18 protein-coding genes are annotated in these 20643 nt (G+C 41.9%); 1 reads left to right on the forward strand and 17 read right to left on the reverse strand.

The window, feature by feature from the left end; translation table 11 throughout:
- Window position 1: 1 nt before the first annotated feature.
- The 13 genes from rlmN to LPB68_RS04475 form a co-directional block, all read right to left on the reverse strand.
- Window positions 2-1042 (reverse strand): dual-specificity RNA methyltransferase RlmN, encoded by a 1041-nt coding sequence (rlmN, locus tag LPB68_RS04415; RefSeq protein ID WP_068659818.1) that lies wholly within the window; start codon window positions 1040-1042, stop codon window positions 2-4.
- A 153-nt stretch (window positions 1043-1195) separates the two neighbouring features.
- A complete protein-coding gene (gene rsmB / locus LPB68_RS04420; protein ID WP_082865765.1) occupies window positions 1196-2578 on the reverse strand; it encodes a 16S rRNA (cytosine(967)-C(5))-methyltransferase RsmB in 1383 nt (460 codons plus the stop codon).
- Window positions 2575-3513: a methionyl-tRNA formyltransferase gene (fmt, locus tag LPB68_RS04425; RefSeq protein WP_068659816.1), complete on the reverse strand. Its 939-nt coding sequence runs from the start codon at window positions 3511-3513 to the stop codon at window positions 2575-2577. Before fmt ends, rsmB begins: the two co-directional genes overlap by 4 nt.
- Before the next feature lie 7 nt (window positions 3514-3520).
- Window positions 3521-4003 carry a peptide deformylase gene (def, locus tag LPB68_RS04430; RefSeq protein WP_068659814.1) on the reverse strand — a complete coding sequence of 161 codons (483 nt, stop codon included), beginning with the start codon at window positions 4001-4003 and terminating at the stop codon, window positions 3521-3523.
- Between the two features lie 115 nt (window positions 4004-4118).
- Window positions 4119-6659, reverse strand: coding sequence for a primosomal protein N' (priA, locus tag LPB68_RS04435; RefSeq protein ID WP_068659812.1), 2541 nt, complete (start codon window positions 6657-6659; stop codon window positions 4119-4121).
- Complete coding sequence (gene coaBC, locus LPB68_RS04440) at window positions 6659-7879, reverse strand: bifunctional phosphopantothenoylcysteine decarboxylase/phosphopantothenate--cysteine ligase CoaBC (RefSeq protein ID WP_068659811.1); 1221 nt, start codon at window positions 7877-7879, stop codon at window positions 6659-6661. The genes priA and coaBC overlap by 1 nt, the downstream gene beginning before the upstream one ends.
- Window positions 7880-7997: 118 nt before the next feature.
- A complete protein-coding gene (rpoZ, locus tag LPB68_RS04445; protein WP_068659809.1) occupies window positions 7998-8213 on the reverse strand; it encodes a DNA-directed RNA polymerase subunit omega in 216 nt (71 codons plus the stop codon).
- 45 nt (window positions 8214-8258) lie between these two features.
- Window positions 8259-8840 (reverse strand): guanylate kinase, encoded by a 582-nt coding sequence (gene gmk / locus LPB68_RS04450; protein ID WP_068659852.1) that lies wholly within the window; start codon window positions 8838-8840, stop codon window positions 8259-8261.
- A gap of 13 nt (window positions 8841-8853) precedes the next feature.
- Window positions 8854-9114, reverse strand: a complete 261-nt coding sequence (gene remA, locus LPB68_RS04455) for an extracellular matrix/biofilm regulator RemA (protein ID WP_044876249.1) — start codon at window positions 9112-9114, stop codon at window positions 8854-8856.
- Window positions 9115-9171: 57 nt separating this feature from the next.
- Window positions 9172-10068: a YicC/YloC family endoribonuclease gene (locus LPB68_RS04460; RefSeq protein WP_068659807.1), complete on the reverse strand. Its 897-nt coding sequence runs from the start codon at window positions 10066-10068 to the stop codon at window positions 9172-9174.
- 35 nt (window positions 10069-10103) lie between these two features.
- Window positions 10104-11981 (reverse strand): bifunctional homocysteine S-methyltransferase/methylenetetrahydrofolate reductase, encoded by a 1878-nt coding sequence (locus tag LPB68_RS04465; RefSeq protein ID WP_068659805.1) that lies wholly within the window; start codon window positions 11979-11981, stop codon window positions 10104-10106.
- Between the two features lie 175 nt (window positions 11982-12156).
- Window positions 12157-12993 (reverse strand): diaminopimelate epimerase, encoded by an 837-nt coding sequence (gene dapF, locus LPB68_RS04470; RefSeq protein ID WP_068659803.1) that lies wholly within the window; start codon window positions 12991-12993, stop codon window positions 12157-12159.
- A 77-nt stretch (window positions 12994-13070) separates the two neighbouring features.
- The gene (locus tag LPB68_RS04475; protein WP_068659801.1) at window positions 13071-15866 is read right to left on the reverse strand and encodes a calcium-translocating P-type ATPase, SERCA-type; all 2796 of its coding nucleotides are present in this window, start codon (window positions 15864-15866) and stop codon (window positions 13071-13073) included.
- Window positions 15867-16083: 217 nt separating this feature from the next.
- Between LPB68_RS04475 and LPB68_RS04480 the strand changes: the two genes are divergently transcribed.
- Window positions 16084-17847, forward strand: coding sequence for an Rqc2 family fibronectin-binding protein (locus LPB68_RS04480; RefSeq protein ID WP_068659799.1), 1764 nt, complete (start codon window positions 16084-16086; stop codon window positions 17845-17847).
- 98 nt (window positions 17848-17945) lie between these two features.
- On the opposite strand, the gene LPB68_RS04485 is transcribed toward LPB68_RS04480, so the two are convergent.
- The 4 genes from LPB68_RS04485 to LPB68_RS04500 form a co-directional block, all read right to left on the reverse strand.
- Window positions 17946-18803 carry a PHP domain-containing protein gene (locus tag LPB68_RS04485; protein ID WP_068659797.1) on the reverse strand — a complete coding sequence of 286 codons (858 nt, stop codon included), beginning with the start codon at window positions 18801-18803 and terminating at the stop codon, window positions 17946-17948.
- Between the two features lie 46 nt (window positions 18804-18849).
- Window positions 18850-19740 carry a selenium metabolism-associated LysR family transcriptional regulator gene (locus tag LPB68_RS04490; RefSeq protein WP_068659795.1) on the reverse strand — a complete coding sequence of 297 codons (891 nt, stop codon included), beginning with the start codon at window positions 19738-19740 and terminating at the stop codon, window positions 18850-18852.
- A gap of 108 nt (window positions 19741-19848) precedes the next feature.
- Window positions 19849-20112, reverse strand: coding sequence for a YlbG family protein (locus LPB68_RS04495; protein ID WP_068659793.1), 264 nt, complete (start codon window positions 20110-20112; stop codon window positions 19849-19851).
- A gap of 30 nt (window positions 20113-20142) precedes the next feature.
- A complete protein-coding gene (locus LPB68_RS04500; RefSeq protein ID WP_068659791.1) occupies window positions 20143-20577 on the reverse strand; it encodes a YlbF/YmcA family competence regulator in 435 nt (144 codons plus the stop codon).
- Window positions 20578-20643 lie beyond the last annotated feature (66 nt).

Genomic DNA, 20643 nt, shown 5'->3' on the forward strand with positions numbered 1-20643 from the left:
CTCACCTCAACTCCATATGCTTAGCCCGTAGCTGTCCACAGGCGGCCGCAATATCATGGCCTTGTTCACGGCGAATGGTTACATTCACTCCGTTATCTGCAAGAATCCTTTGAAACTGAAAAATATCATTACGCGATGTACGAACGTATTTACGTTCAGGTACATGGTTGACTGGAATGAGATTCACATGGCATAACATATCTTTAATAACATCTGCTAGTTCCTGAGCATGTTCCGGTTGATCGTTAACGCCACCAATTAAGGCATACTCGAATGAAATTCTCCGTCCCGTTTTGGCAAGATAATATCTTAATGATTCCATAACATCTGCAAAAGGAAAACGACGGTTGACCGGCATTAACTTAGAGCGTAAGGCATCATTAGGTGCATGTATTGAAATAGCAAGATTAATCTGTGTGTCTTCATCTGCGAATTTGTAGATATTAGGAACAATCCCGCTCGTGGAGACCGTAATATGCCGCTGACCTATATTCAGGCCTTTCTCATGAATCATAATTCTCAGAAATTTCATTGTTGCGTCATAGTTTTCAAAAGGTTCACCTGTTCCCATGATAACGATACTGCTGACACGTTCATTTCTAGCATCCAATATCTTCTGGGCTTGAACCACTTGAGCAACAATCTCACCTGCTGTTAAATCTCTTTTCAATCCGCCTAGTGTAGATGCACAGAAAGTACATCCAACTCGACATCCTACTTGAGTCGTCACACAAACACTGTTCCCGTAATTATGTTTCATTACAACCGTCTCAATGGCGTGATCGTCATGTAGACCAAATAAGAATTTAACTGTTCCATCCTTTGATTCGAACTTCGTAATCTCTGACAGAGTTACGAATTGGAATTGATCTTCTAATTTCTGCCGTAACTCTTTAGATAAGTTACTCATTTCTTCGAATTTATTAACTCTTTTTACGTATATCCAATCAAAAATTTGTCCCGCTCGAAAAGCCGGTTCTCCGTTCTCTTTCGCCCACTCTTGTAGATCATCTAAGTTGTAATCATATATAAAGGGTTTCATTCTTTTCTCACCTGCTTAATTTATTCTTATGCATATCATTTCTCATTCTTCCTATTTTAACACAAATAAAAGGCACAATAAAAGAGAAAACCCGCTAAACCTTGTGGCTAGCGGATTATGGGAACTCATTTACTAGAAATTGACCTTACAATACTAAGAGATTCGCTGGATCCGAGCAATAAAGAACCCATCACTTTTGAAATCTTGAGGTAAGATTTGTATACCTCCACCACGTGATAGAGCAATTCTCTGTAGTTCAGTCCATGAAGATGGATGCTCCTCAGCTAGTCCGTATTGTGGATGGTTCTCCAAGAATCGTCTCACCATCTCTTCATTCTCTTGTGGCTCAATTGTACAAGTGCTGTATACCAAGATTCCTCCCACTCGTAACAAGGGCGAAATCTTCTCTAGGAGTTCATATTGCAAAGTCGCAATCCCTTCAATATCAGCCGGCTTCTTAGCCCATTTCAGGTCAGGTTTGCGTCGGATCACGCCAAGTCCGGAGCAAGGAGCGTCCAGTAAAATACGATCAAAGGAAGATTCCGAATATGCTTCACTCAAATTCAGAGCATCTCCAACAACTGTCTCAATTGAAGAAAGTCCCAGACGCTCGGCCTGTTCACGGATAAGTTTCTCTTTATGAGGGTACATATCATTTGCGATGATATGTCCATCATCCTTCATTAACTCAGCCATATGTGCGGTCTTACCACCAGGTGCAGCGCAGCAATCTAGAATTCTCATGCCAGGCATTGGTCCAACAGCTTCAGCGACTAGCATAGAACTTTCATCCTGTACGGATAATAATCCATCACGATACCAGTCCGTTAAGGCCATATTCCCACCACTCTTGATGAGAATGCCTTCCAATGTCAGTGAAGAAGGCATTGCCTCTATACCTTGTTCCGCCATCACCTTCATTAGCTTCTCACGGCTAATCATCGTTGTATTCACACGTACACTGATCGAAGGAGGTGTATTGTTGGCAATACAAATCTCTTCAGCAGCCTGTTCGCCGTATTGCGTAATCCAACGTTTCACCAACCATTTCGGATGGGAATGCTGTAATGCTATTCTTTCAGCTGGGGTTAGTCCTTCAGGTATAACTAACTCTTCCTTACTACGTAGTATACTGCGTAGCACTCCGTTTACCATCCCGGAAATCCCTTGATGTCCCTTACTCTTTGCTATATTAACAGCTTCATTCACTACCGCATGTGGCGGAATTCGATCCAAATACATCAATTGGTATAAGCTCATTCGTAATAGATTGCGCACCCATGGTTGTAGCTTGTCCAATCCTTTGGCCACATATCTTCTTAAGAAATAGTCTAGCGTGTTCAGACGAGCGATTGTTCCATACACTAATTCCGTTGTCAATGCTACATCTTCGCGGATTAACGCGGCTTTTTGCAATCCAGCATTCAACTGTAAGTTACTATATGCGCCTTCCTGTTCTACCTTAGTTAATACGTCCAATGCTAATTCACGCGCGGTTACTGTGTGATTCTTGTTGGGTTTACGATCATTGCTCATGACAATACTGTTCCTTTAACCATACTCGTACCTCGAACAAACGCTTCAACTTCCATGACTTTCTTTCCACTAGGCTGAACTTTAGTCAACCAGACCGAACCATCACCTGTCTTCACTTCTATTCCAAGTTCAGTTAGTTCAAGAACCGTGCCGGGAAGTGTAGCATCCTGCTGTGAAGATATAGCGGAGGGGGAAGCCGCCCATACTTTGAATACCTCACCCTCCCACAGAGTAAACGCTCCAGAGAAAGGAACTAATCCACGAACCTGATTGAAAATTTCTCGAGCGCTTCGGTTCCAATCGATTCGTTCATCTTCACGCTTGAGATTTGGCGAATAAGAAGCATCAACATCATTCTGTGGAATTCTGGTAACTATACCTTCAAGAAGGTTAGGTAGTTGTTCTTGTAGTAAAGTGGCTCCGACCTTACTTAGCTTCTCGAACATGGTGCCGGATGTATCTTTTTCCTCAATAGCCACTTTTACCTGAGCAATCATATCTCCGGTATCCAATCCCTCTGCCATGTACATCAGAGTAACACCCGTCACCAACTCACCGTTTATAATGGATCGTTGAATAGGTGCCCCCCCACGATACTTAGGCAATAGCGATCCATGAATGTTAACACAACCACGTGTTGGCAGATCCAATACTGCTTTAGGAAGAATCTGACCATAAGCTGCTGTTACAATTAGATCAGGTTTATATGCTGCTAGTTCTTCTACTGCATCCTTATTACGCATACGTTCAGGCTGCAACACAGGTAAACCGTATTCAAGGGCTACTTCCTTCACGGGCGTTGGTGTTAGTATTCGCTTGCGACCTTGTGGGCGATCAGGTTGTGTCACGACGGCAACAACCTGATACCCCTCTTCAAGGAGCATACGCAAACTGGGAACCGCAAACGCCGGTGTTCCCATAAATACGATATTCATGATGTCGTCATTCCTTTCCAAGTCGTTCTGGAATATATTCATACACTTTCTCTGCAATGTCAGTGAATAGTACACCGTTCAAGTGGTCAATCTCATGTAAGAAGGCACGAGCTAATAGTCCACTTCCCGTTATCGTAATTTCCTTACCTTCTGGATCAAGCCCTTTAACCGTTACCGTCTCAGCACGTCGAACATCACCATTAATTTTAGGAATGCTTAGACATCCTTCAGGACCGAACTGCTCTCCTTCAGCAGAGACAACTTCAGGGTTAATCAATTTGATCAATCCATTCTCATCTCCCACATCAACGACAATTAATCGTTTAAGAATTCCAACTTGAGGTGCAGCAAGACCTACGCCTTCAGCGTCATACATCGTATCTGCCATATCATTCAATAATTTCTGAACGTTTGGTGTAATTTTCTTTACTTCTTTAGCCATCTGGTGGAGCACTTCATCAGGTTCAATAACAATAATTCGAATGGACATTACAACTAACACCTTCCTTAAATAAAAGTTCATTTATTAATAATACGAAATGATTGAATAATAGGTGAATCAATTTCATAATCACGTAAACTATTATGAAATTGATTCATGTTACTCACATTAGCATTTGAGGATCAATGTCTACACTAATTTGAAAATGTTGATCATGCACCGCATCCTCTATCTGATGAGCTGCCTCTAAGACAAGCCCAATAGCATCGATGTTCCCACGCCATTTTATCATACATTGGAATCGGTATCTATTTTTAATCCTAGGAATAGGAGAAGCTATAGGACCAAGAATATCTAAGGCATCTGCTGATAACCGATCGAGACTACCCAACCAGCCCCGTTGTCTCGCTTTACCTTGCAGCGTAATAGCCATGTTCTCGGACATCCTCAATAGTAGTGGAAGCTGCTCATGGGACATGGTTACAAGAATTAACCGACAATATGGTGGATAATGAAGCCCTTTCCGGTGACGAAACTCATCTCTAACAAAAGAAGTATAGTCATGCCCACTCGCATGGATAATAGAATAATGTTCTGGTGTATATGACTGAATAAATACTTCACCGGGTAATTGATGTCTACCTGCACGTCCGGCTACCTGTGTCAATAACTGGAATGTTTTCTCTGCTGCACGGAAATCTGGTAGATTAAGCGCCGAATCGGCAGTAATGACTCCAACCAACGTAACATCAGGGAAATCTAAACCTTTAGCGACCATTTGTGTTCCGAGAAGGATATCGGCTTTCTTCTCTCCGAATTGTTTCAGTAACTTTTCGTGAGAGCCTTTCTCCGTTGTCGTATCTACATCCATACGGATAACACGAATTCCTGGGAATAACTTCGCAAGCTCCTCTTCCACACGCTGTGTACCTGTTCCAAAAAAACGAATATGCTCGCTACCACACTCTGGGCACACTTGTGGTGCAGATTCTGCATATCCACAGTAGTGACAACGTAAATTATTCGACTTCTGATGAAAGGTTAATGATATATCACATTCTGGACAACCCGCTACATAACCACAACTTCGGCACATAACAAATGTTGAATATCCCCGTCGATTAAGCAGCAAGACCATCTGTTCTTTCTTTTCTAGGCGTGTAGCAATGGCTTCATGTAAAGTTCGACTAAACATAGAGCGGTTTCCTACACGTAATTCTTCACGCATATCTACAATATGAACTTCAGGCATTTTATTGCCTAACGCACGTGTTGGCATCTCCAATAACCAAGGCGAGAAATCAGGATTAGCATGAGATCTTGCCGCATGATAGGTTTCTAAGGAGGGTGTAGCGGAGCCTAAAATGACTACTGCACCAATTTGTTGCGCACGATGAACCGCCACATTCCGCGCATGGTATTTCGGACTTTCCTCTTGCTTATATGATGTTTCATGCTCTTCATCCATAATGATCAGACCTAAGTTAGTAAATGGTGCAAATACAGCCGATCGAGCACCAACCACCACAGATGCTTTACCTTCACGAATCTTACGCCATTCATCATAGCGTTCCCCACCTGATAGGCGGCTGTGCATCACGGCAACCAAATCACCAAACCGTCCTTTGAATCGCTCAACCATTTGAGGCGTCAATGAAATCTCAGGTACAAGCACAATAGCTTCTCGCCCTTGCTCCAAACACCGTTGTATACTCTGTAAGTAAATCTCGGTCTTCCCGCTACCCGTCACACCATGAAGCAGAAATACACCATGCTCCTGTGACTCTAATGTATCCACAATTCGGTCATATGCGTTCTGTTGTTCTTCCGTAAAAGTGAGTGGAGTCGTTGGTTCGAAATGACGGCCCTGATAGGGGTCTCGTAATACTTCAACATCTTCAACCGTCACATATCCTTTATCAACAAGACTTTTCACCGTACCTGAAGTCACTTGTAATGCAGACATAATTGTTTTCATAGGTAGAGGAAGCAATTCCTTCGAGTCATATATGAATTGGAGTACTTCCTTCTGACGTTTGGCTTTGGCTGGAAATTGATCTATAACCTCTAGAGCTTCCTCGCTACCGATTGCCAAATGAACAGCTTTCATCGTTTTTTTCTGCAATTTATCCTTAATGTGCCGATTTTCTTGCAGTATGCCTCTTCTTAACAATGATTTCAAAGTGGACGCTTGATCTGGAAAAGCATGGCTAAGCTGTTGCATTGTCACTTCAGCTTTACGTCGAACAAAGTCAATAATTTCTTCTTCCCCTAGCTGGACAAAAGTTTGCCTCGCAAAGAGACTATCTTCTAATTCTGGACTGAGTTGCCGTTCTTCATTCGAATCCGCTAGAGAAATATAACGTTCCGATTTGCCCTTTAACGCTGTGGGAACCATTACTTGTAAAGCCGTGATGAAGCGACAAGCATATTGCTGACTCATCCACTGTGCTAACTCTATTAACTCGACTGATAGAGGAGGAATGATATCCAACACTTCTTGTATGGGTTTCATTTTGAACGATCCACTTTGTTCTTGTGGTTGGATGGCTATGACGAATCCTTGCACAGTACGATGCCCGAACGGAACGCCAACCCGGCTGCCGACTTCAATCCAAGCTCGCATGGAATCCGGAATCAGATAATCAAATGGACGGTCTGTCTCCCTAACTGCAACATCAACAATGACCTTGGCTATTTCCATCAAGAGTGAACTCCACCCATTCGTGTAGCTGCAATAGTCAATAAGCGCTGAGCTACATCCTCTTTGGAGAGCATCGGTAACTGTTCAACAAGTCCTAGTCGATCATATATTTGCACAATATTCGTATCTGACCGAAATCCTGCACCTTCAGATGTCACATCATTAGCAACCATTAAGTCACAATTTTTACGGGTAAGCTTCTCACGTGAATATTTCTCAACATCGTTCGTCTCCGCTGCGAAACCAATTAGAAATTGCGATTTCTTTATTTGACCTAGCCGTTCTAAAATATCTACCGTTTTCACTAATTCAAGTGTCATGGTATCACCAGACTTCTTCATTTTACGATCCGCAGTATGAAGAGGCCTGTAATCCGCCACAGCAGCTGCTTTAATAACAATATCGCTGTCTTCCCAATGTTCCAGAACTGCATCAAACATCTCTTGCGCAGATTGAACACGCACCACTTGAATATTGATTGGGGGTACAACATCAATATGTCCCGCGACTAGAACAACTTCTGCACCCATATCGTGAGCTGCTTTAGCGATAGCGACACCCATTTTGCCGGATGAGTCATTCGTTATGTAGCGAACTGGATCAATTCGTTCAATGGTCCCACCTGCGGTAACAACAACCTTTTTTCCTGTAAGAAGTTGAGGCTTGTCCTGCAATGCTCCAGAGAAGAACTGTTCGACAATTTGTACGATACTTTCCGGTTCTTCCATACGGCCTTTGCCTACATATCCACATGCCAATAAACCTTCACCAGGCTCTATAAAGGATACACCTCTCGCATTCAGAATCCTCATATTATCAATGACTGCTGGATGTTGATACATGTGCACATTCATAGCAGGTACAACCATGATCGGGGCTGTTGTTGCTAACAATGTCGTAGACAACATATCATCGGCAAGTCCATGTGCCATTTTAGCTATCATGTTGGCAGTTGCTGGAGCAACAATAACTAGATCGGCTAGATCTGCCAAATGGATATGTGAAACCACCGAAGGCTCACGTTCGTCGAAAGTATCGCTGTATACAGGGTTTTTAGATAGTGACTGTAATGTAAGTTCCGTTATGAATTGCTGCGCTGATTCAGTCATAATGACATGGACATCGGCACCTTTTTGCACAAGCTTACTCACTAACGAAGCTGCTTTATAGGCAGCAATCCCACCAGTAACACCAAGCACTATTTTTTTACCACTCAGCATGAATACCTCCACCTTTCATCTGGAATACATAAAATACTTTCTTAAATTGAAAAAAAACAACAACCTTACGGTTGTTGCGTAATTAGACTTCATTCAATGCTATACAATCGTATCACAACTACTTATTGTTTTCTTCCTCTGTTCCAGGTTCAACAACGATCATATCAGCATATATTTCTTCAAGTGCAACACCAACATACTTATGGGACTTTGGAGCATTAAGTAGCGTTTTACCGCCTTCACGCAGTTGTCTTGCTCGACGTGAAGATGCTACAACTAAAGAATACTTACTGTCAACTTTGTTCATCATTTCATCAATGGAAGGATATAACATGTTAGGACACCTCTTCTTTTATTATGAAGTACAATGGTTCCAGATTCAGATGCCACTACTTCTAACCTTACAATGCTCGGCAATAACAATAGATTCTATTCGTTTGCACGCTTGATCAATCTGATCATTAACAACAGCATAATCATAATGCTCCATTAGACCAATTTCATCAACCGCTACTGAAAGCCGATGCTCAATCGTAGCTTGGCTCTCGGTTCCTCGACCTCTAATTCGACCTTCCAACTCATCCAATGAAGGTGGAAGCAAGAAAATAAATATTCCTTCTGGGAACTTTTCTTTCACTTTAAGTGCGCCTTGTACTTCTATTTCAAGAATAATATCTTTCCCACTAAGAAGTGTCTGCTCGACGAAATCACGAGGTGTTCCATAATAGTTTCCAACATATTCAGCATATTCAAGAAGCTGGTCATGTTCTATCATATCTGTGAATTGATCACGGGATTTGAAAAAATAGTTCACTCCGTCCTCTTCACCTACACGTGGATTACGTGTTGTCGCAGACACCGAGTATACCAAGTTATCCATTTTACCACGAAGTGCATTACATACAGTTCCTTTACCCACTCCAGAAGGACCGGATAATACGATTAATAATCCTTTAGACATACTTCTCTCCATCTTATTCGTCATTATCATCATCTTTACTCGATAGACGATGAGCAACCGTCTCCGGTTGTACCGCTGATAATATGACATGATCACTGTCAGTAATAATGACAGCTCTCGTCCGGCGTCCATAGGTTGCATCGATCAGCATATGCCGGTCTCTCGCTTCCTGAATGATACGTTTAATAGGCGCAGATTCTGGGCTAACGATTGAGACAATACGATTCGCTGACACAATATTCCCAAAGCCGATGTTAATGAGTTTGATTGCCATATCTCAGTTTTTCCCCCTATACATTTGACACAACGCTGTCCGTAAATGCACTCTTACTTATTCTATATTCGCTGCTTGCTCTCGAATTTTCTCTAGTTCCGCTTTCATTTCAACAACGCGGGTTACCAGAGCCAAATAATTGGATTTCGATCCGATCGTATTAACTTCCCTATTCATTTCCTGAATCAAAAAGTCTAATTTCCGTCCAATCACTTCATCCGCAAGAAGCAATTCCCTGCATTGTTTGAAATGGCTTTGCAGTCGAATTAATTCTTCGTCAATGTTTGAACGATCTGCGTAAACAGCGATCTCCATCCCTAACTTCTGGTCATCTAAAGTGAATGAATTATCCTGAAGTTCGGTTAGCCTTTGCCTGAGCTTGTTGCGATGTTCCTCTACCACATGTGGGGCATAAGTTACCATCTCATCATGTAACACCTGTAAACGTTCTAATCGTTGTTCAACATCCTGCATTAAATGTTGCCCTTCCTTACGCCGCATCGTCATCAGACTCTCTAGAGCTTTCCGAAGTCCTTCCTGAAGAACATCCCCCCACTTCTCCATATCTTCTTCATTATCAATCGGTACACGATCTGGAGATAGTAGAACATCAGGAAGTGCGAGTATATCCTTAACTGTTAATTTCCCCTCCAGTCCATATTGGACGTTCAGTTGATCAGCAGCATGCAAATACGCTTTAACGGCGGAGTGATTTAACGTAGCATAAGCCACATTCTCCAAATCCGCCTCTTTATTAATGTAGATATCGACCCTCCCGCGCTTCACGTACTGCTGCACTGTTCTTCTTAGAACATCCTCGAAGCACGTCCATTCACGAGGCATTCGAAGTACAACTTCACAGTAACGATGATTAACAGACTTGATCTCTAATTCAACCTTATAACCTGCATATTGCAGACTAGATTGACCGTATCCGGTCATACTGAATGACATCGGCACCACATCCATTTACCTATTGTAATTGATAATTATGATCGAAACAAGGGGGATAGTTCTCTACCTGACTTCTCCCACACATACTCCATCAGTTGTACACTCATATCATAAAACATAAAAGGAGTCATAATATAAATCCCATTAAAATGTTCCATGGCGACTTCAACCAATTCTTTAGCAATGGTTACACCCATAGCTCTTCCTTCTTCACCCTCGAGACCAGACATCCGGGTAAGTACCTCTTCGGATAATTGAATCCCTGGAACTTCATTGTGTAAGTATTGCGCGTTTCTACCACTAGCTAGAGGCATGATCCCTAGAAAAATAGGTGTGTCTAAATGTGCCGTTGCTTCTTTAATCGCTACAATTAATTTCGGATCATAGACAGGCTGCGTCATAATGTAATCTGCACCTGCAGCGATCTTCTTCTCTAATCGTTCTACAGCCTTATAAAGATACTTCACATTAGGGTTAAAGGCCGCTCCTACTTGGAAATTCGCTTTCTGCTTCAGTGGTTTACCTGAGAAAGCAACCCCATCATTGAGTTGTTTAATCATACGTATAATCTCAAAGGATGTCAGGTCGTATACAGAACTCGATCCTGGTAAATCTCCAAATTTAGCAGGGTCACCTGTCACAGCAAGAACATGATCAATACCAAGTGCATCAAATCCCATAAGATGAGATTGTGTGCCTATCAAATTACGATCTCGACATGCAATATGAATCAAAGGTTTGATGCCAATCTCAGCTTGAGCTAAATACCCTAATGCCATGTTACTCATACGAGTTACTGCAAGTGAGTTATCAGCTAAAGTCAATGCATCACAACCAGCCGTCTTCAGCGCTTTAGCTCCAATCATGAACTTTTTGATGTCCAAGTCACGTGGAGGATCCAGCTCAACAATCACTGTATGCCGCTGTTTAACAAGATCAACAAGATTCGGCTCACGATCGTCATCTTCAATATTACCCTCTAGGCTATCTTGTATAACAATTGGCGCTTCCAGCTCCATTACAGGGGTTCTATCAATTGGCTTCGGTATGTACCCGTGAAGAGCCTGAGATATTTCTTGGATATGTTCAGGTGTTGTTCCACAACATCCGCCAATAATTCGGGCACCCAAATCAGCAAATCTCACAGCCATCTGTCCGAAATATTCCGGCTTTGCAGTGTAACGAATTTCTCCATCCACATAATCCGCAACCCCTGCGTTCGGAAATACAGAGACAGGTACTGATAATTGACCACTAAGACTTTCAACTGCCCGCATAATGCCATTGGGTCCAGTGCGACAATTAAAGCCGATGATATCAGCGCCTTTTTGTTGAAGAATACGGAAGGCCTCCGGCATTGTATATCCATCTAATGTTCGTGCAACATCTTCAACCGCAAATTGACAGATGACAGGAATATCACTAAGCTTACGTACTCTGGACAGTGCAATCAGCAGCTCTTCAACATCATAGAATGTTTCTAGCAATATACCATCTACGCCTTCATCAAGTAGAATTGAAATTTGTTCTGCGAAATATTGTTTCAATTCCTTCGTAGACATATTGGTTCTTTTCCCACCACGAATAGATCCTACAGCACCTACCACATAGGCATCTGCCCCTGCTGCTTCTCGAGCAATCCGAACACCCGCACGATTAATTTCTTCTACTTTGGACTCTAGACCATATTTGGATAATTTATCGAAATTCGCTGAAAAGGTATTAGATTCTAATATTTGCGCCCCTGCAGCAATATAGCGACGATGAACATCCGCTACTACTTCAGGCGCTGTCAGATTGAACTCTTCATATGATATTCCCACAGGAAAACCCATTTGATATAAAAAAGTACCCATTGCTCCGTCCCCGATTAACACATTGTTCTCCAATGCCTTACGTAAATCCGGTTTCATGATTGCCCCTCCACATTGAAAGTAGTTTCGTATAAATGTATCATAGATCACTATGAATGATAAGCATTGTATTGTTCAAACAAAAATCCTAAGACCTAGATATCTTTCGATATTTAGGTACTTAGGATTGTGGCTATAAGTGGCTATTAATAGGTTGTACAATAATCTATTCAACTTATATTTCTATCGTACCTGTATATACAGCTGTTGCAGGTCCTGTCATATATACATGATTATCCACTTCATTCCACTCAATGAATAAATCGCCACCCTTGAGGCTAATCCAAGCAGAACGTTCTGTTGTCCCATTCAGAACAGAGGAGACAAGCGTCGCACAAGCCCCTGTACCACAGGCAAGAGTTGGACCCGCTCCCCGTTCCCACACTCTCATATCTACGTGACTGCGATCCCGTATTGTTGCAAATTCAACATTTGTTTTTTTAGGAAAAAGAGGATGTACTTCTAATGCAGAACCCCATTTCTCAAGATCAAATGAACACGCATCTTCGACATAAATCACACAATGCGGATTCCCCATAGAGACCGCTGTGAATTGGAATGAATTACCTTCCACCTCAACGGGATAGTTCACAATCGGGTTAGCGGTGAGCGTTGTCGGTATTTGAACACCATCTAAAATAGGTTCCCCCATATCAACGGTAACTTTCTCTACATTACCATCCCTCATATGAAGATGAACTTGCTGTGCACCCGCCCCTAAGGTTTCGATCGTTATTTCATCCGCTGTTACATACCCATGATCATATACGTATTTCGCCACACAGCGAATAGCATTTCCACATTGCTCCGCTTCTGAACCGTCTGAATTGATAATACGCATGCGGAAATCTGCAATATCTGAAGGCAATATATAGACAAGACCATCTGCACCAATTCCAAAAAAACGATGGCATAATTGAATCGCTAACTCGTTTGCATTTTGCGGTAACTCCTGTTCACCATATATAACTATAAAGTCATTGCCTAGTCCATGCATTTTTGTGAATTCCAATGATCCCCACTCCTTCATGATTGCTGATTATATTGTAAATAAGCATATCGTGAGGGAGGGGTCATAATCTATTAACTTTATGCTGAAATCTTTGTACTATTTGCTATAATACGTTGCGATCCATTGCGCCTTTGCTTTCTTCCACCCCATACACTCCCTGCGCCCATCAGGAAGGTCGGTATTCCAGCTGCTACAAGTGAGATTGCCCATTCACGAAATCCAAGTGGTACAGTTTTAAATATCGGTTGGAGCGGTTCGATATAGAACACACCTAGCATGAGGAGTACAGAGGATAGTACTGCTAGTACTAGATATTTGTTCTGGAATGGATTTCGATGAAATACAGAACGTGAACTACGGCAATCGAACACATGGAATAATTGTGCCATTACCAGAGTTGCAAAAGCAACAGATTGCGCCTTCAGTAACTGTCCATCTTGATCTGGTGCGACACGAAGTGTGAGCCAAAATGCTGCAAGCGTGCAGAGTCCAATTAATATTCCACGACTAATTATTTTCCAACCCAGGCGGCGGGCAAATATATTTTCTTTTGCACCTCTTGGCTTATGCTCCATCAGATCTTTCTCTGGTTGGTCTACACCTAATGCCATAGCAGGTAAACCATCTGTTACTAGGTTGACCCATAATATCTGAATCGGTAGAAGAGGTAGTGGTAATGCCAACATCATCGCAAACAACATCGTGAGGATCTCACCTACATTGGATGCCAATAGATATCGAATGAATTTACGTATGTTCTCATAAATATTACGACCTTCTTCAATCGCAGCAACAATCGTAGAGAAATTATCATCACTGAGAATTAATGATGAGGCTTCCTTGGTGACATCAGTCCCCGTTATACCCATTGCAATACCGATGTCTGCCGCTTTAATGGCAGGTGCATCGTTCACTCCGTCACCTGTCATAGCGACGACATGTCCTTTACGTTGAAGCGATTTGACGATTCGTAGTTTATGCTCTGGGGATACACGGGCATAGACGTAAATTTGATCGACCTTCGCATCCAGCTGATCATCATTAAGCTTCGCTAATTCTTGCCCACTAAGTGAAATTCCTCCTCGTGGCAAAATACCTAATTGATGGGCAATCGCTTCAGCAGTAGTTCCATGATCTCCTGTTATCATCACTGTCTTTATCCCTGCACGACGACATGTCGCTATTGAATCTCGGACTTCACGTCGTGGAGGATCGATCATTCCAGCTAACCCAACAAAGACAAGCTGTGATTCTGCATCTGCTTCACTTTCCACCCTTTCTTGTGGTCGTAATTCCCGATAAGCTGTTCCTAGCACACGTAATGCTCCTGAAGCCATGCTCTCGTTAGCCGTTAATACTTGCTGTCTCATCATCCCTGTGAGTGGAACAATATTTCCTCCCCACAGAATGTGTGAACACTGATTCAGCAAGACATCTGGTGCTCCCTTCGTATAGATGAGTCTCCCGCCTTGATGGGATACAATAACCGACATTAGCTTCCGTTCAGAATCGAATGGAAATTCAAGCTCTCGTTGATACAGACTTCCTAACGAATGAGAGTTCATCCCCATCTTGGAAGATAACGCTATAAGTGCTCCTTCAGTAGGATCCCCTTTCAAATCCCAAGTGGTATCTTTAACATCATCTTTTACCTTTCTTTTACCACGTGTCTCGTCTGACGTGACCTCTACAATCTCGGAGTTATTACATAATGCTCCGATCTGTAGCAATCGCCGCAATCCTTGGTCATTCTTAAGATCTATGGGTTGTTTTTTCTCTAATATTTGTCCTATGGGAGCATAACCATCCCCTGTTACCTCCAAGGAACGCCCCCCAACCCAGATTGAAGTGACGGTCATCTTATTCTGGGTTAATGTTCCTGTCTTATCAGAGCAGATAACAGATGCACATCCAAGTGTTTCTACAGAAGGTAATTTACGAACAATAGCTTTACGCTTGATCATCCGTTGCACACCGAGTGCCAAGGCAACCGTGACAATGGCCGGTAATCCTTCAGGAATTGCTGCAACAGCTAGACTAACACCCGCCAATAACATTCCCATGGGAGGCTGTCCGTGTAAGATCCCTGCGACAACCACTAGAATAGTAAGAGCTAAGGACAATATAATCAATATTTTGCCGAGCTGTTCCAATCTGTGTTGTAAAGGTGTCTCTTGTGCCTCTGTACTCTGAATGAGATCTGCAATCTTACCCATCTCAGTATCCATTCCTATGCGAATGACGATCCCCTTAGCTGTACCACGAGTCATCATCGTACCCATAAACCCAATATTTTTCTGATCTCCTAGTTGTACATCTTCTTCAGTAATCACTTGGCAATGTTTCGATACAGGTAAAGATTCACCCGTAAGTGCAGACTCCTCTACACTACAGCTATTGGTCTCCATCCAACGTACATCCGCAGGAACTCGATCCCCACTTTCTAATAGAACAACATCACCGGGTACAAGCAGCCTTGTGGGGATAATATTCACTTTACCACCACGGAGAACTTTCGCATTTGGTGCTGATAGATTCTTCAGTGCTCGAAGCGAACGTTCAGCTCTGAACTCTTGTACAAATCCAAGTATGCCGTTCAACAGGATGATGGCGATAATCGTAACAGCGTCTAGATATTCACCTAGAATAGCTGACAACAGGGTGGCTCCCATTAATACCACGACCATGAAATCCTTGAACTGATTCAAAAAAAGAATGATTGGAGAAATGCGTTTGCCTTCACTTAGTTCATTCCAACCACTCAGGGTCCTCTTATGTTCTACTTCTTCTTCCGTGAGGCCTTGCTGCGATTGAACACCCATGACATGTTGTAGTTCTTCCACATCCATCTGATGCCACTTTTTCAATTCCATGCTTCCCTTTCCCTCCCGGTCTACCCTCATTTTCGATGGTGCAACAGCTTTTCCACCTGGTATATCGTAATACTATTCGGACAGGTGTTAAAATATCACAGAACGTGCTCTTAAGTTTTTGCCTAAACTATGGCATCATAGAGAATGAAGGTTTTATTCAAGGGCAAGTCGAATTGATGGAATCATGTTCAATCATTAGAGATGGGAGATATAGATCATGGCATTAGACGGCATCGTAACAAGGGCTATTGTACAAGAACTTCAAGTTTATAAGGGCGCCCGTATTAGTAAAATATATCAACCGAACAATCACGACATCCTTTTCAATCTTAGATCAAGAGAGGGGAACTCCAAACTACTACTCTCTGTCAATCCAACATACCCACGTGTGCATCTAACAGATAAGAGCTTTCTTAATCCACAGGAAGCGCCGATGTTCTGTATGCTCATGCGTAAACATTGTGAGAGCGGTACAATCGAAGACATCCAACAAGTAGGCATGGAGCGGATTATTCACATTTCCATTCGCCAGCGAGACGAACTCGGTGATGTCTCGCTGAAGAAGATTATTATTGAATTGATGGGGCGACATAGCAATATTATTCTTATGGATGCTTCAAGCGGTATCATCCTAGACGGTATTCATCACGTTACTCCTGCGATCAGCAGCTTCCGCATCGTCATGCCTGGTGTTGCATATACGGAACCCCCGGAACAGCATAAGCTTAATCCTCTTGAAGTAGATCAAGACTCATTTATCAAAGCCTACACGGAAACTGAGCAAGAACCTATCTCTTGGATTGTAGATTCTTTCAGCGGATTAAGTCCTTTAATCGCACAAGAAGTCGTATATCGTGCTAATCAAGAACAGGATTCTGTACTTAGTGATGAGAATAGAATCAGTGCAACCTTGTTATGGAGGGCTTTTTCGCAGGTCATGGTGGCTGTCAGTAAGCATGATTATCAGCCGACCATTGGAGCCAACGTGAAAGGTAAGATGGTATTCTCAGCGATATCACTTTCCATGCTACACAGTGATGTGACTACCTATAACTCAATTAGTGAATGTCTGGAAGAGTATTACGGGGATAAAGCAGAACGTGATACCGTCAAGCAAAAGGTAAGTGATCTACTTCGTTTTCTACACAATGAACGTGCTAAGAATTTGAAGAAACTCGATCATCTCCAAGAAGATATACTTGAAGCTGGTGATGCCGATCAGTATCGAATCTGGGGTGAGTTAATCTTCGCATCACTGCATATGATTAATAAAGGTGACAAATCCGTCGAATTAACCAATTTTTATGATGATGAGCAAGCTACAATGACGGTACCATTGGATCCATTGTTAAGCCCTACAGAAAATGCTAAACGGTATTTCAAAAAATATAATAAATACAAAAATAGTCTAGTAGTCATTGATCAACAACTGATAAAAACCCATGAAGAGATTCGATATATGGACGACTTATTACAACAACTCTCTCACGCCTCTATGAATGATATAGAAGAAATCCGTGAGGAATTAATTCAACAACAATATTTACGAGATCGAAGTAAAAAGACTCGAAAGAAGAAGGTTAAGAAAAAGAATGATCGTCCAACGCTTCATGTATTTACATCATCTGAAGGAATTGAAATTTATGTTGGGAAGAATAATCTCCAGAATGAATATGTCACCAATCGATTAGCTAGCCCTAATGATACTTGGTTGCATACCAAGGATATTCCCGGTTCTCATGTTGTTATCCGAAGTGATTCATTCGGTGAGGCGACACTTGAGGAAGCTGCACAACTAGCTGCTTATTTCAGCCAAGCGAAGGAATCTAGTAGCGTTCCTGTAGACTCCACATTAATTCGTCATGTTCGCAAACCAAGCGGATCGAAACCTGGTTTTGTTATTTATGACCACCAGAAAACATTATTCGTTACGCCGGATGAAAGACGGATCAAAGAATTACCGAGCACTATTAAGAATTAACTTATAACACGTCAACTTATAGCAGAAGGACCTGACAGATTAACAACGTCAGGTCCTTCTATTATTCATCTATCCTTATTCACAAAAATAAATTAAATTTATGCTTGTGTGGATCTTCTCAATTGTTCTAATACTGCAGTAGAGACTGCAACCGAACCTATATCACCATGGAATACAACACCTTGCCTAGCGCCATGAAAATCCGATCCTCCAGTTATAATAAGCCCAAATTCCTCAGCCATAGCCATGTATCGAGTCTCATCCTCTTTCTCATGATCAGAATGATAGACTTCAATACCAGCTGGCGCAGCACTCTTTATAATCTCTCTTACTAGTATATCGTCCCCATAGATTCCCGGATGAGCTAATACTGGTGCACCGCCCGCTTCCCTAATCCACACACATGCATCTATTGGTGAAATACGAGGTTCAGATACAAAAGCCCGAGCCCCTTCGGCTAAATAACGATCGAAAGCATCCCGCATATCTGTAGCATACCCTTTATGAACCAATACATCTGCAATATGTGGCCGACCAACACTCTCATCAGGAAGTAATGTGCGGCCTAACCCCATAATAACTTCTTCCATCGTGATATTGACTCCTAAGTTTTGAAGTTTCTCGATGATTTTACTATTTCGAGATTGCCTGGTTTCACGCAATCCAACAAGTCGTTGAAGAAACATGTCATCCTTATAATTAATATAGTAACCAAGTACATGAATTTCTTTTCCTCCAGAACGAGTGCTGATTTCAATACCTGGAACAACGGTAATACCAACTTCTACACCCGCAACTAGTGCTTCCTCTATTCCCGCTACAGTATCATGATCAGTGATACTAATGGCAGATAAGCCTTTATCTTTGGCTAGCTGAACATTAACCGAAGCGGGTTGCATCCCATCGGATGCTTGTGTATGTGTATGAAGGTCACATCGTCCCAACTGATTGTTCATATCATCATTTCTCCTTCTGATTACAACATATGTTCTGATCTTATAATTACGTTTGTTGCCGTAGAAAGGTCAGAAATGTTACCGCTGAAATAGGCAATAAGGTTGACTTCAGATGGATAGCATAGAACTGCCTTCTAAATGCCACATCTTTAATATCAATCATCTTCACAATTCCTAAGGCGATCTCATGCTTGACCGATGATGGAGATAACATGGTGATCCCAAGTCCCGCTTCCACAGCTGACTTCACGGCACCTGTACTACCTAGCTCCATAACAACCTTAAGTTGTTCTAGATTTATTCCCTTATTAATAAATTGATCCTCCATCACTTGACGAGTCCCAGACCCCTGTTCACGTAATACAAACGGATATTGAACTACATCTTTTAAATCTACTACATCTTGTTGCGCTAAAGGATGGTCAGCAGGAACAATCAGTTTCAACTCATCCTTCATAACAACGTCTACGACCATATCCGGATGATGAATAGGTGCCTCGATCAATCCGAAATTCAGCTGGTGCTTGCAGATATCATCTATAATTTGTGCCGTATTCATCACTTTCATTACGATATTAATCTGAGGATATTGTTGCCCAAACGGACCTAATAATCTTGGTAACACATATTCACCTATAGTTAAGCTAGCTCCAAGTTGTAATCGACCTTGCAACATATGTGTAAATGAAGACATGGCCACATCCGCTTCTCGCATAATATCAATACTTCGTTGGGCATAAGGAATTAGGGTCTTTCCTGCTTCTGTTAATTCAATTTTCTTACTGCCACGTATGAGTAATTTCGTCCCGAAGTAGTCTTCCAAAGCCTGTACCTGCATCGTTACTGCCGGTTGTGTCATATGTAGCATCTGAGCTGCTGAAGAGAAACTCCCACGTTCAGCAACCGTGTGAAATATATGTAATTGGTGAAAATTCATCATGAACCTCCCCTTTCGTAATTCTATTATAACGAAACAATTACATATACAGGCGATTATGAAATTGATTCATTTTAAACAAAAAAAGGCCCCAAGGGACCGTATTATTTATAGACCGTAATAGCTTGTTTTATCCGGGATATCACTACTATATTCAGTCTGGATTTCATTTCTATAGGAGCGTTCAATCTTACGTACATAAGATAGCCTACGAATATTCTTGGCGGTTTCTTCTGCACGGTCAGCATTTACATACATCACAACATAATGCATCTTTTTAGAAATATAATGAACGGTTCCATACTTTTCTAGATTACGAGCTGCTTTTATATCATGGACCCAAATTATAAACCCTGTCCGTTCCGAAAACATCTACTAACCACCTTTCCTTCAACACCTTCATTAACCACAAGAACAACTACCCCCGCTGCCACATCCCTTAGGTTGTGGATCATTACTAGGTACTTTAATACTTTCTGATACGGAGAATGCTATCGTCTCTGACATTTGGTGAAGCATATCATCTAACTTCTTCTCAGCCCACTTGAAATTCCGAACTTCCTCAAACATTTCAAGTTCTAACTCCACAGCGTGTACAGCATCTTGAGCGGCATGATAATCCGGATGGAAATGTCCAAAACGTTCTGTTTCATCAAACAATTCTTTCTTAGCGGCTAGTTTCTTAATTAGGGCTTGGACACCCTCATGTACATCAACTTGCTGCTTCCAATATAAATAATCTGACACATCGACAGATTGATTGATCAAATCACCTAATTCATAGGCGTACGTCAACACTTCTGCCATGTCAAAGGTCTGTAATTCTGATACGCTCATGAACTTCATCCTCTATTCTTTAGAAAAAGTTGATATTATTACTTTCGCAGACTATTACATCATAAC

The sequence above is a fragment of the Paenibacillus crassostreae genome (assembly GCF_001857945.1).
Classification (GTDB): domain Bacteria; phylum Bacillota; class Bacilli; order Paenibacillales; family Paenibacillaceae; genus Paenibacillus_AQ; species Paenibacillus_AQ crassostreae.

Bases quoted from the DNA above. Each gene is read 5' to 3' on its own strand.
- fmt (WP_068659816.1), bottom strand. From the start codon at position 3,513: ATGAATATCGTATTTATGGGAACACCGGCGTTTGCGGTTCCCAGTTTG.
- LPB68_RS04485 (WP_068659797.1), bottom strand. From the start codon at position 18,803: ATGAACAATCAGTTGGGACGATGTGACCTTCATACACATACACAAGCA.
- LPB68_RS04460 (WP_068659807.1), bottom strand. From the start codon at position 10,068: ATGTCATTCAGTATGACCGGATACGGTCAATCTAGTCTGCAATATGCA.
- remA (WP_044876249.1), bottom strand. From the start codon at position 9,114: ATGGCAATCAAACTCATTAACATCGGCTTTGGGAATATTGTGTCAGCG.
- LPB68_RS04490 (WP_068659795.1), bottom strand. From the start codon at position 19,740: ATGAATTTTCACCAATTACATATATTTCACACGGTTGCTGAACGTGGG.
- coaBC (WP_068659811.1), bottom strand. From the start codon at position 7,879: ATGCTGAGTGGTAAAAAAATAGTGCTTGGTGTTACTGGTGGGATTGCT.
- LPB68_RS04500 (WP_068659791.1), bottom strand. From the start codon at position 20,577: ATGAGCGTATCAGAATTACAGACCTTTGACATGGCAGAAGTGTTGACG.
- rlmN (WP_068659818.1), bottom strand. From the start codon at position 1,042: ATGAAACCCTTTATATATGATTACAACTTAGATGATCTACAAGAGTGG.
- LPB68_RS04475 (WP_068659801.1), bottom strand. From the start codon at position 15,866: ATGGAATTGAAAAAGTGGCATCAGATGGATGTGGAAGAACTACAACAT.
- gmk (WP_068659852.1), bottom strand. From the start codon at position 8,840: ATGTCTAAAGGATTATTAATCGTATTATCCGGTCCTTCTGGAGTGGGT.
- LPB68_RS04465 (WP_068659805.1), bottom strand. From the start codon at position 11,981: ATGAAACCGGATTTACGTAAGGCATTGGAGAACAATGTGTTAATCGGG.
- rpoZ (WP_068659809.1), bottom strand. From the start codon at position 8,213: ATGTTATATCCTTCCATTGATGAAATGATGAACAAAGTTGACAGTAAG.
- def (WP_068659814.1), bottom strand. From the start codon at position 4,003: ATGTCCATTCGAATTATTGTTATTGAACCTGATGAAGTGCTCCACCAG.
- rsmB (WP_082865765.1), bottom strand. From the start codon at position 2,578: ATGAGCAATGATCGTAAACCCAACAAGAATCACACAGTAACCGCGCGT.
- LPB68_RS04495 (WP_068659793.1), bottom strand. From the start codon at position 20,112: ATGTTTTCGGAACGGACAGGGTTTATAATTTGGGTCCATGATATAAAA.
- priA (WP_068659812.1), bottom strand. From the start codon at position 6,659: ATGGAAATAGCCAAGGTCATTGTTGATGTTGCAGTTAGGGAGACAGAC.
- LPB68_RS04480 (WP_068659799.1), top strand. From the start codon at position 16,084: ATGGCATTAGACGGCATCGTAACAAGGGCTATTGTACAAGAACTTCAA.